We start from the raw sequence: 11,841 nt of genomic DNA, 5'->3' as shown, positions 1-11,841 counted from the left end.
GCGTAAAACATCACGTCTCCTAGGTAAGGAAGAGGTTCTAGTTGTTGATATTGCTCAAACCAATCTTTGATGGGAATTGAACGATTTTGCGAGCTCAAAACCTTTAGTGCGAGGTGTTGTGTCAAGCTCAATCCAGTTTGTGAATTAGGTAACTCTTGCAAATGGCGTTTAAGCACGTTGAATATATTGGGCAAGCAATCCAGGTTATGCTGCTGAATCAAATTAACTATGGAAATAGGTGTCGGTGATGTAATAGCGTGTCAACACCGTTTAGCCTGACTGAATAATTTTGCTGTCACAGGTTTACGGTATCGCCAACAAGAACGAATAGCTTCTTCAGGCAACTGCCCAAAGCCGATGAATCGTTCAGTGCCCGGGAACTGGTTCAACTCAATGATCTCTATCACTTTATTCTCTACATTCTCTAACTGTGTTAGAGCACGAATTAGCATCAATTGATCATAACTGTCATGTTCGACCCAAAAGACGATTCGTTCAAATACATCACTTTGCAACAGATCGAGGTTTGATTGTTCCAATGTGACTATATCTTGAACCGAGTCTTCACGCTTCATCACGGGCAGCAGAGTCTCTACGACATATTGGGCACGAATGGCAAGGAAGTTCTGCGGTGTTGCTGGTATGGGGCCAATACAAAGCGGATCGATCAGGGCTAAAAATGTCCCTTCAAATCCGCTGGCTTTAAGTTGTTGTTGAATGTCGTGGCCACAACGAACGTGTAGCGTTTTTACTTTTGCATCTAGGGGCGGTTTTTGTTCTTTGATGGCTAGTTTGTGCGCTTCTAGCTCTTCGACATGAGCTTTTAGTTTACTCCAACTGGATAAGCCCAGTTCTCTTGCGAGTGCATGTTGAACGTCAGCCAATTGAATTGTATTGGGAGCCAAAGATTCTGGTTTGGAGTGAAATCGCTTAACTAACTCCAACGTGGCGTCATCGTATAGGCGGATAGCTTTGAGCCTTTTTTTAGCAATGGATTTTTGCTGATTGATATTGATCGAGAAGCTATTTGTAGAGTTCATATTTCACCTTTCTTATTTCTTCCACACTCGCCTAAATAGAAGCTAAAAAGAAGGTAAAAACAGATTGTGCCTGCTAAACCAAGCAGGTGAGGATATTGCCGTGAACCGAGTTCTTTCCGCGAGTATTGGGTGCTTTAGGCATGAGCAGAGTGATAGTAGGTGGTCGCTATCCTTCGTGCAACCTTTTGTGAGAGTGTAGCGTCACAAAATGGCCGTTTCTCTATGTTTAGGGAGAATCAATAGGCGATAACACTAGCGATTCAACTCAATACCACTGTTGCTAGACTCGAGTTTCTACACTTTTGAGTAAAATACGATAAAGCGCTTGAGTCGCAGGACCACTTTTGGCTCCTTTGGGCAAAGTGAGGTGCAGCGCAACTTGATATTGATGGGAGTGTTCGAGCTCCAATACGTTAATTTTATCGCTCTTTCGGGCTGAGACTAAGTGCGCTGGTAGCCGACAAAACCCAACGCCTTGCTCTACGGCGTGAAAAGCGTGGTCGAAGTTATCGACGGTAATACGCTGACGTGCGCGTAACCAACCCACATCTCTTTTCGTTTTGTCTGAATCACCTAAGTCACGGATGACAATTTGGCTGGTGGTTGCAAAATCGTCGATGGAAACATGCGGCTTTTTAGCGAGTGGATGGTGTGCTGCGATTACAGGCAGCATGGTTGTTACGCCAAATGCTTCGGCAGGGTAGTTGGTTATCGGTAAGTTGATGATTGCGATGTCAGCGAGCTCATTTACGACCATTTCGGTTGTTTTGCTCAGTGACGTTTCAACCACTTGAACGGAGGTCGTGTTGTTGTCCTCCAAAAATTGACTGAGTGGTGCATAAAGCCAACAAGGGTCACAAAGATGATCTACTGCGACCGTGATTTGAGATTCCACCCCACTTTTTAACTGCTCGCTGATGACTTCTAGTTCCCGCGCTTGTTCAAGCATGGATTGTGCACGACGCAGTATGGTTTTGCCGTGCTCTGTCAAACCCGCTTTGCGCCCTCGTACTTCGATAAGTTGAATACCAAGTTGGTCTTCTAACTTCCTCACCGAGTAGATCAATGTGGTATGGCTCTTGTTGAGCAGTAAAGCTGCGGATTGAATGCTGCCTTCTTGATTAATCGCTTGTAGCGTTTGCCATTGTTCTAAGGTCGTTTTTAGTCTCATGAGTCAATTTTTTAGACAGTTAATGGCGAAATTATGAACTTTTCTGTCAGTTTTATAAAGGTAATAATCTTGTCATCGAAAACGAGTCAATAAGAAGAGGAGACTCAAGATGGCGAAATTATTGCAAGTTGATTTTGAATTTCATGGTCCGTTTGGTGACGAGATGTCGAATGCTCTGGTCGACTTAGCTAAGTCGATTAACCAAGAGCCGGGCATGATTTGGAAAATCTGGACGGAAAGCGAAAAAGACAAACTCGGTGGTGGTATCTATCTTTTTGAAGATGAAGCCACGGCGCAAGCTTATCTCGAAATGCATGCCGCACGCTTACGAAAAATGGGCGTAGTCGAAGTACGAGGTCAAATTTTCGATATCAATGTGCCGTTAACGACGCTCAATCAAGGGCCTATTAGAGGATAAGGAGATGATGACCAACCGCACTTTTCTAACCGTTCATGGTGTCGTATATACGGTATTCGCTTTTGCGTTGTTTTTTGTACCAACCATAATGTGGCCGATGTATGGAGTACAAATTAACGACCAGTACGCGCTGTTTTTATCGCAGCATACTTCGATCTTTTTAGGTGGAATCGCAGCGGTGAGTTTGATGTTACGTAATGTGGAATCAGGGCATACTGCGAAACAGCTGTTTAAAGCATTATTGATTACTAATGGCTTAGGGGCAGTGATTACTACCTATGCCGGCATTATCGGAGTATTTGTCGGTTTTGGTTGGAGTGACCCAATATTCTTTGTCTTGCTTAGTTTGATTACGTACAAGCAATTAAGAGTGCAATAGAAAAAGCCCTGCTGTTTCTAGCAGGGCTTTGTCATATTTGGTTTAATTAGCGATCTAAATTCAAGTTATGATTCGCTTTTGTACGCGTAGTTATAGTAGCCGTATCCATAGCCGTATGAGTTAGATGCTTTTTTCTCAACTGCATTGAGAATCACACCTTTAACTTCAACGCCTGATTGCTCGAAGCGACCTTGCGCGACTTCAATCTCCTTCAAAGTCGTTTGATCAAAACGAGCGACCATCAGAGTTGTTCCTGCAAGCGCGCCAACAATGCTTGGGTCGGTAACTGCGAGTACAGGCGGCGTATCGATGATGACTAGATCGTATTGTGCAGACATCTCGTCAACAAAGCTCTTGAAGCGAGGGTGCATAAGAAGTTCTGACGGATTTGGTGGTACTTGACCACGAGTAACCACATCCAAGTTTTCAACTTGACTTGGCTTGATTGCGGTTGCTCGATCAATTTTTCCACTTAGTAAGTCAGATAACCCTTGCTCTGCTGTGAGGCCAAAACATTGCTGTAAATAACCTTTTCGCATGTCAGCATCCACCAAAAGGACTTTTTGACCCGTTTTAGCCGCAACTGCAGCAAAGTTAGTTGATACGAACGTCTTACCTATGGAAGGCGCTGGGCCTGAAATCATTAAGACATTGTTTTTGGCTTCCAACATTGCGAAGTGTAAGCTGGTTCGAAGTCCACGTAGTGCTTCAATTGATAGATCTGCTGGATTGGCATTTGCTAAAAGAAGTAAGTCTTTGTTGTTTTTACGTTTTAGCTTGTTCGCAACTTCCAATTGTTGTGCTGATTTTGGAACACTTGCATATACAGATATTCCAGTTTGCTCAATTTCATCAGGAGAAGTCACTCCACGATGAAACGCGGTTTTTACCAGAACAAATGCGACAGCTACCATGCCTCCTAGAAGAGTAGCCAAAACTACAATCAAAGGTTTTTTCGGTTTAATAGGAATTGCGTAAGATTGTGCGTTGTCAATAATACGCACATTACCTACGGTGCCAGCTTTTATGATATTTAGCTCTTGAACTTTATTCAAAAGTTGGATGTAGATTTGCTGGTTTACTTCGACATCACGAGTCATACGCAAGACTTCGCGCTGTGTTTTTGGCAGTTTTTGAACTTGTTTGTTAAGACGCTCTTTCTCTTGTAGTAATGTCTGACGTTTGTCTAACAGCGATTTATAAGCTGGGTGGTCTTGGGTGAATTTTTGACTGATTTCACTTTCTTTAAATGTTAGCTCATTAAGTTGGGCTTCAAGTGCCACCATCACTTTTAGAGTAGATTGTGCTTCGAGATTTAAATCGATAGATTCGTTTTCTTGTCTAAAACTGTTCAATGTATCTTCTGAAATAGTTAGCTTGTCCTTAATCTCGGGTAAATGACCTTTAAGGAAGTTGAGGCTCTGCTCAGCTTCAGCTGAGTTTCTTCTAACATTCTGCAAAAAATAGTTTTGAACAACATCATTTAAAACAAGCTGATTGTGGTCTGGGTATTCACCTTCAATACTTAGAGATACAATACCTGTTTGGCTACCTCTCTCTGAAATAGAAAGTTGTGAGGCTAACTTGTGGATAGCATCTAACTTGCTTATTTTACTTATTGTAAAAGTATCTTCATTTTGAGCATTGAGCTGGTTCACTTTTACACGATAGCCATTCATCTCAATTAGTTGACCAACTGAACCAGAAAGTACCATTTGGTCTTCAAGCATCAAGCTGAATTGACCTTTCTCGATGTCTGTAGCAATCAGTTGATGAGATAATCCTTTAGCCGTTCGAGGTACTTCAAACGTGGTCAAAGAAATGTAGTTTTGAGTACCGTTGATTCGTGCTAGACCTTTACCAACAAAAGGTAAGTAATCAGGAGTGGCAATGGTTGTTAAGTTAAACTTATCAACGGTATCGCCAAGAATCATTCTCGATTTAATTATTTCAATCTCTGTAGTTGCAGATGATTCGGCAGAAAAGAGTTCTCCCATGTCACCGACCATCGCCGAAATACCACCTGAACTTTTCTTTTCGATTTGTATTAACGCGTCGGCTTTGTAAATCGGAGTTGATAGCAACGCGACCGCGATACCTAATGTTGCAAAAAAGAGTGTAATACTGATGATAAACCATTTCGCGTCTATCAATATGCCGAAGAGCTTGCCTAGGTCGATCTCATCATCAGCAAGAGCAGATGGTTGTATTGTTTGGTTAGCCATTATTTTTTATTTCGCCAAGTGATCTGAATTTATATTTTTTTTGCCCATGCATGAGCAGCATTTTCAATCAGAGATAATGCATGCTCAAAGGCTTCTCTACTCTGTCTGTATGGATCTGGAATATCCACGGAACCTATCCAGTGACCAAATAACATTGTTTTACCTCTAGCCTCTGGTACCAGCTCCGTCAAAGCATCGATATGACCTTGTTCCATCACCAATATTAGGTCTTGTTTTGCGCACAACTTAGCGGTTAGCTGCTGCGCTTTGTGGTCTAGCAGGTAGATACCACGTTCTGACGCGACAAGTCTGGCGGTTTCATCTGCTGGCTTTCCGGTTAGGCGACTTTTTTCTACGGCAATACCCGCCGAAGAAATCTGTTTATCTGGGAGTAGTTGCTGTAGTAACCGCTCTCCTGTGGGAGAGCGACAAATATTACCTACACACACGACAAGAATGTTCGAAAACATGTTTTGCTCCTTATAGACAACGTTTGAATGACTTGTTTATGTTCAAACAAGCCCTTCAGAATGCTTTTTCTATGGCCAAGTCCTGACTCGAAGGACGCCTTCTGTAAGTTCATTGAAGCCTGAGATGGTAGGTACTAGTTGTGCAATAACGCGATTCCAACGACTGATAGGCGCCGCAGTGACATAAACGATGTCATACGGTTTCAGAGCAAATTCAGTACCAATAACGAGCGCTGCCGCATCGGAGACATCAAGTTGATATATGTCGCCCAGTGAACCTGCGTCTTGTGACCTCCTAATTACGAATACACCTGTCGCATCCGCTGATATCTGATTAATACCGCCAACGTTGCTCAGAGCTTCCGTAAGGCTCATGCCAGCGCGATCTATTTTCAGTAGTTTAGGATCGTTAACTTCACCCATAACGAAAACCTTTTGTGAATCATTTCTTGGCACATGGATGATATCACCTGGTTGAAGTAGCCTATTTTCAGTGAGGTCGCCTTCTTGCATCAGCGCATAAAGAGATATGTTTTCAACTATGCCGTTTCTTGTCAGTGTTACATTTTTCCAGTCGGCGTTTTCGGCTAATCCACCTGCACGGTTAATTGCATCTAACAAGGTGAGTGGGATGTTGGTGATTGGTTGTTGTCCAGGATTACTTACTTCACCAGTAATGTAGGATTTTTTCGAACGAAAAGCTGCTACGCTGACATCCACTTGAGGACTTTCTATGTACTTTGCTAATCGGCGAGAAATATCAGCACGAATTTGACGAACGTTTTTACCCGCAACTTCAACAATACCTATATATGGATAGAAGATAGTGCCATCAGCATGTACCCAGTTCCCCGCTTCAGCAGAGCTGCGATAAGAACCAGCAGGAATAGTTAGTTCTGGGTGATCCCAAATAGTAATGTTTAGTATATCTCCAGGGCCAACCTCATACTCATAAGAGCTAAGTTGGCGATCTAGTTCAGGGTTGGATTTGGCTTCTATCCCCAAAATTTTAAGTTGAGATACTTTATCAAGTGTAAGTGGAAAAACATTGAAATCAGAAGTGCGACTAACATTGCTGTCTTCGACGAAGTTTTTTCCATCTGTGGAAAGGTGACTACCGGGTACAGTACATCCAGAAAGAAGTACTGAGGAAAGCACTAAACTAGCTAGCTTTTTATGTTTGAAATTCATGTTTTTTCATTCATCTGACGTAAAGAGCGAGTTGCTGGTAGCAACATTCTTTTCCAGAAAAGACTTCACAACATAACCTTATAAGCACCACCTTCTTCTATTTATAAAGTGCTCAATAAGGGATTGATTGCATCTGGAGGCATGAACTCTAATGAATTTCAATGGTTAGAGCAATAGACAGTAATGCAGCAAGTGTCCAAATAAATATCGTATTTTTATGTTTTCACTTACAAGATTTCATATTGCGGATAAAAAACTTGTTCAATTAGCTCAAATTTTGTTTATTAGCTCTATATGTAGTGTTTTCTTTCTAAAATACAACCAAGAAAGTCTACCGACTAATTATCTCGTTGTATTAAATAGGATTATTAAAAATGTGACTCATGTCTCTTTTTTGTTTTGTTGTCTTTCGACATGGTCACTTCTTCGCTAACCCCTTCCCATTCAAATACGGAAGGATGTGCGGACGTGATTCGCCAGCCAGTTTACTGGTGACTTCTTGTGACCAAGTACTCTGTTTTTGATTGCTCGAACGGTTTGCATAGTAGTTTTGCATAGTTTGGTCATACGTCTGAATATCATCCAAGCTTAGGTCTTGATACTGATTTTCATGCACCACGACATGCTTAGGTAGGCGAGGTTTTACTTCAGGGGCTTGATCTGGATGACCAAGACACATACCAAATAAAATGGCGGTATTTTTAGGTAAACCTAATAATTCGTCTACTTTTGGGGCATTGTTTCGTAAACCACCAATATACACGCCTCCTAGTCCCATCGACTCCGCCGCAAGCAAGCAATTTTGTGCCATGATCCCCGAGTCTACAGCGCCTATTAGTGTTAACTCGGTAAAATCAGCTTGAATATCTGGGTTGATACTGGCATGGCGCTGGTAATCAATACAAAACACCAAAAACTCAGCCGCGCTTTCAACGTACCCTTGATTTCCGGCATATTGAGCTAATAGTGTACGTTTTTCTTTGTCGGTCACGCGGATAATTGAAACGACTTGCAACATGCTTGATGAGGACGCCGCAAGGCCGGCTTGAAGAATGGCATCTAATTGTTCGCTCTCAATCGGTTGTGAGGTGAATTTTCGAATTGAGCGGTGATTGAGAATTGTTTGAATCGTGCTGTTCATGGTGACTTAACATCCCCTGTTACGTGTAAAGGCTGAAGACTCACCTTAGCGACATTTGATGAGTCGGTAAACTATCTCAAAAGAAAAACAATGCTTGGCGCATAAGTGTGAAGGCGAATCGAGAATACACCACTCTTTCTGTTTGAGAGCGTATATACTGTTTTTAGAATCAATAATTTAAATGCAGTGGAAAATATGAAAGAACTCATTGTTCATACAGTTACGGTGTTTATGGGCTTCTTTGCCATCATGAACCCTATCGCCAATATCCCCATCTTTTTGAGTTTAACTGCTGATGAAGATAAAGAAACCATCCGTTCCATTGCGCTCCGCTCAGTCTTTATTGCATTTATTATCATCGCGATATTTTCTATTGCCGGTAAGTTAATTTTTGATTTGTTTGGTATCACGCTTTATGCATTGCGAATAACAGGCGGTATTTTGGTGTTTTTGATAGGTTTTAACATGCTTCAAGGTGATTCGACGCATCAGAAAACCAAAGAGAAGGCGTATTCACCAGCTCAGCAACGGGCGGCATTGAGTATTGCAGTGTCTCCATTGGCGATGCCAATATTAGCTGGGCCCGGAACGATTGCTACCGCGATGAACTTTGCGACAGCGGGTGGTTTCGATCAAACCATTATTACTATCGTTTCTTTCGCTGTCCTTTGTGTGATCACCTATGTACTGTTTTTGTTTGGAGACAAATTGGTCAAAGCGGTTGGACCAAGTGCTCTAAATGTTGTGACTAAAATGATGGGCTTAATTCTAGCGGTTATTGGTACTCAAATGTTTATTGATGGCGCGGGCGAAGCCTATAAAACGGTTTTCTCCTAGATTTCTCTTAGACCTTGCCACCTTGGTTAAGCCCGCAATTACATTTCTAACGGGTACGGATTTTTTGAACTTTAGTTTTCATTTTCTAAGAGAGAAATAAATAGACTTCACCTATTTCAATAATAAGAATATTCAATTGTTGTGATTGCACGAATTTCATTACTCTTTTGGCAAGGAGAATGGGGGAAATATGGCAACAAAAGCAATTGTAGTAGAAGGTGGCGCGATGCGAGGCGTCTTCGCAAGCGGAGTGTTAGATGCGTTTTTAGAGCAGAGTTATAAACCGTTTGATTTTGCAATCGGTGTATCTGCTGGTGCATCAAATTTGATTGGGTATTTGACCGACTACCCGCATCGCAGTATTAACGTCATTACTAAGCTGGCCACAAGCAAACGCTTTTTTGACCCGACTCGCTTCGTTAAAGGTGGGGACCTCATCGATGTGAAGTGGTTGTTTGAAGAATCTAATCGCTTGTATCCCGTCGATGAAAATAAACTGTTTAATGGCGTTCCTTTTCTCGCAGCGACAACAAATGTAGATACAGGGCAGGCAGATTACTATCGCGTGACACGTGATAATTTTCACCATGCGATTGAAGCGACAACAGCATTACCGATTGCCTACAAGCATACCCCTTGTTTTTCTGGTGGTTGTTATACCGATGGTGGGGTCGCTGATTCTATCCCAGTGCGTGAAGCTTATCGTCGAGGGGCTCGCGACATAACCGTAGTACTCTCTCACCCGCTGAATTATGCCAAAAAGCCAGTTAAGACCACATGGCTGATGAAGAAACTGTTTGCGGAGCACCCCAAAATGGCGGATGCGATGTTAAGACGTGCAGATAACTATAATCAATCATTAGAGTTTATTCGTAACCCTCCACCAGGAACACATGTTAGGGTAATTGCCCCACCAGATAATTTTCATGTTCAGCGCTTATCAATGCGACAATCCGTTTTACTAGAAGGGTATGAAATGGGACTGATTGAGGGGCGAGCGCATCTCACTAGTTTATCTGGTGTTCATGGTTTAGACCGGGAAAATTGTCATTTTTGCGTTTGATTATAAAAGAGCCTCATAGTGAGACTCTTTTGCATAACGTTCAAAGGGTGATTTAGTTGACTTTATCCCAAGCCATCTCCCAGTGTGAACCTATTCCAGGCTCGTAATGGTTTGCGCTTTCTTTCCACTGCATACAGTAACCAGAGTATGGGAAAGGTTTACATTGATAAATGCCCCCGTCGCTGGCAAGCACTTTTGTGCCCGCCGTGTAGCTAGATAGTCCTTCAGGGAAGACAAAATCGTACTCATCAGATGGTGGTGGGGTAACTGACTCTTCTTTTAAGTGAAAGTCGAGTGTTTGCTGATCCACCAAGTTGCCATCTTTATCCTTAATACGTGTTACGAGCATATGGTGACCCGGCTCCGATTTACTTAAAGCGAGCGATATCGCCTCTACCGAGCCGTCTTTCATTTCGTTTGCCCAACTTGCAAGTGGTTCGCGATGGTGATTGTAAACGGTGAGTTCTGCATTTAAATCGCCTTCAGCAGTTAGTGTCAGATCCAACGTTGTCGGTGTTGACTCAATGATATACTCGTCTGCTAAGCCATCTACTGTGAGTGAGTATTCTGGAACAGGAGTTTCAATGTTATAGCCGATCTCTACTCGCTCAAGGCCGCTATTTGCTTGCAGATACACCGGATTAGTACCATAAACAGGAGTGAATTTATCCTCTGCATACTGCCCGGCTTGCAGTTTTGCTTGTTCTTGGTTTAGCTTAGTCGCGAGTGCGTAAGACCAGTTTTTCGCTTGGCCCATTGCTGCATCGGTAATTTCTAGTTCAGTTCTATACGCCACGTTTTCACCTGCTTGATCAAATACGCGTGTATAAACCGAATCCCCAATATTTAAATCCATTGTAGGAATAATTTGACCGCCTTGCTTCCAATCTGGAATAACGGGACTGCCACCATCAAATTTCACATCGATCACGTTATAAAATGAGGCTGCAGTGTCGCCAACATCCCATACTGCCAGGATGACATGGTATCCCTCGCGAGTAGGCACATTACATTGATGGCTTACCTGTTTCGGGGGTTGAACCATATTGCCGTCGACGACACAGAAAGGAGTTAGATCAAAAGAGTCTCGTGATAGTGAAGCGTTTGGGTTCCAATCAGGCTTGGTGATGTAATATTTCCAGTCGCGCGTCACGTGGTTAGCGGTAAATGTCCATTCAAAAGTTTGTGTACCTGCTTGAATAGGGCGTTTTACCCAACGGTCGGCAGTTTGCTCATCAAGGGCAGCTGCTAAAGCGGTTTCGGCACTCGCTATTTTACCATCGCGAGGCCCTGTTTCGGGAAAGCCATCAGGGCCTTCAACGCTTTGCGGTTCATATTGAATCGCACCGCAGTTATTATTTTTTTCGTTAGTATCTGGCGATGGATACTTACATAGTGCCGAGCGACTTGCAGCGACACCACCATTGGTTTCTGATACATAACCGTGAGCCGCAGCACCTGAGCTAATGCTTGCAAGTGCTAACGCGAGTACGGATTTGGTTGGAAATGATTTCATCACATGTCCTCTGTTATGACTGACAAACTAATGTCACACCCCGGCGCATGCTGAGCATAAAGCAACGCTACAGAAATTGGACTTCTGTAACACTGAGTCATGGTAACCCCGCTATCATGAGCATTCTTTTAGATTTTTAAATGCTGACAGACCGGAAGCTTTGCGTCCCACCCTTTCGAATGGTTTGCCGAAATGTGATTGAGCAGCCAAAATTTAGCTTAAGAATTTACATGTGGAAAAGTAAACGTCACTGACATGGAATCCTGTTCTCAAATTGAAAGATAATGATATCTTAACCTCGTCAATATTATGCAGTATCGTTTTGCAAGATATTGATTTTAATTTTGTTTTTATCTTTTTTATAACCATGACGAATGAGTGGAGGTTTGT

Annotated in this window: 10 protein-coding genes, 1 pseudogene and 1 riboswitch; of the genes and pseudogenes, 4 read left to right on the top strand and 7 right to left on the bottom strand. The window is 42.6% G+C overall.

What is annotated here, in order from left to right; translation table 11 throughout:
* Positions 1-1,040: pseudogene (locus IQR33_RS31720) on the bottom strand (DUF1835 domain-containing protein); the annotation flags it as partial.
* Between the two features lie 280 nt (positions 1,041-1,320).
* The gene (locus IQR33_RS31715) at positions 1,321-2,211 is read right to left on the bottom strand and encodes a LysR family transcriptional regulator (protein WP_017634451.1); all 891 of its coding nucleotides are present in this window, start codon (positions 2,209-2,211) and stop codon (positions 1,321-1,323) included.
* Between the two features lie 109 nt (positions 2,212-2,320).
* Between IQR33_RS31715 and IQR33_RS31710 the strand changes: the two genes are divergently transcribed.
* Complete coding sequence (locus IQR33_RS31710; protein WP_005374871.1) at positions 2,321-2,629, top strand: monooxygenase; 309 nt, start codon at positions 2,321-2,323, stop codon at positions 2,627-2,629.
* A 7-nt stretch (positions 2,630-2,636) separates the two neighbouring features.
* Entirely contained in the window at positions 2,637-3,008 is a 372-nt protein-coding gene (locus IQR33_RS31705; protein WP_017634450.1) for a hypothetical protein, read from the top strand.
* Positions 3,009-3,073: 65 nt separating this feature from the next.
* Here IQR33_RS31705 and IQR33_RS31700 read toward each other — a convergent pair whose 3' ends face one another.
* The 4 genes from IQR33_RS31700 to nfsA all read right to left on the bottom strand — a co-directional run bounded on the left by IQR33_RS31700 (position 3,074) and on the right by nfsA (position 8,035).
* The gene (locus IQR33_RS31700) at positions 3,074-5,233 is read right to left on the bottom strand and encodes a polysaccharide biosynthesis tyrosine autokinase (protein ID WP_017634449.1); all 2,160 of its coding nucleotides are present in this window, start codon (positions 5,231-5,233) and stop codon (positions 3,074-3,076) included.
* Between the two features lie 29 nt (positions 5,234-5,262).
* Positions 5,263-5,703, bottom strand: coding sequence for a low molecular weight protein-tyrosine-phosphatase (locus tag IQR33_RS31695; RefSeq protein WP_053303899.1), 441 nt, complete (start codon positions 5,701-5,703; stop codon positions 5,263-5,265).
* 69 nt (positions 5,704-5,772) lie between these two features.
* On the bottom strand, positions 5,773-6,894 hold the full coding sequence (locus IQR33_RS31690; RefSeq protein ID WP_017634447.1) for a polysaccharide export protein: 1,122 nt from the start codon (positions 6,892-6,894) through the stop codon (positions 5,773-5,775).
* A gap of 418 nt (positions 6,895-7,312) precedes the next feature.
* Entirely contained in the window at positions 7,313-8,035 is a 723-nt protein-coding gene (gene nfsA / locus IQR33_RS31685) for an oxygen-insensitive NADPH nitroreductase (protein ID WP_017634446.1), read from the bottom strand.
* 195 nt (positions 8,036-8,230) lie between these two features.
* On the opposite strand from nfsA, the gene IQR33_RS31680 reads away from it, so the two are divergent.
* Positions 8,231-8,872, top strand: coding sequence for a MarC family protein (locus IQR33_RS31680; protein WP_005374889.1), 642 nt, complete (start codon positions 8,231-8,233; stop codon positions 8,870-8,872).
* Positions 8,873-9,062: 190 nt separating this feature from the next.
* On the top strand, positions 9,063-9,935 hold the full coding sequence (locus IQR33_RS31675; protein WP_017634445.1) for a patatin-like phospholipase family protein: 873 nt from the start codon (positions 9,063-9,065) through the stop codon (positions 9,933-9,935).
* Between the two features lie 52 nt (positions 9,936-9,987).
* Here IQR33_RS31675 and gbpA read toward each other — a convergent pair whose 3' ends face one another.
* Positions 9,988-11,451 (bottom strand): N-acetylglucosamine-binding protein GbpA, encoded by a 1,464-nt coding sequence (gbpA, locus tag IQR33_RS31670; RefSeq protein ID WP_017634444.1) that lies wholly within the window; start codon positions 11,449-11,451, stop codon positions 9,988-9,990.
* A gap of 98 nt (positions 11,452-11,549) precedes the next feature.
* Positions 11,550-11,650: riboswitch (cyclic di-GMP riboswitch) on the bottom strand.
* Between the last annotated feature and the right edge of the window lie 191 nt (positions 11,651-11,841).

Source organism: Vibrio sp. OPT46 (assembly GCF_015163535.1).
Taxonomy (GTDB): domain Bacteria; phylum Pseudomonadota; class Gammaproteobacteria; order Enterobacterales; family Vibrionaceae; genus Vibrio; species Vibrio alginolyticus.
Note: the sequence above shows the minus strand (reverse complement) of the source record. Positions and strands in the feature narration are given on the sequence as shown.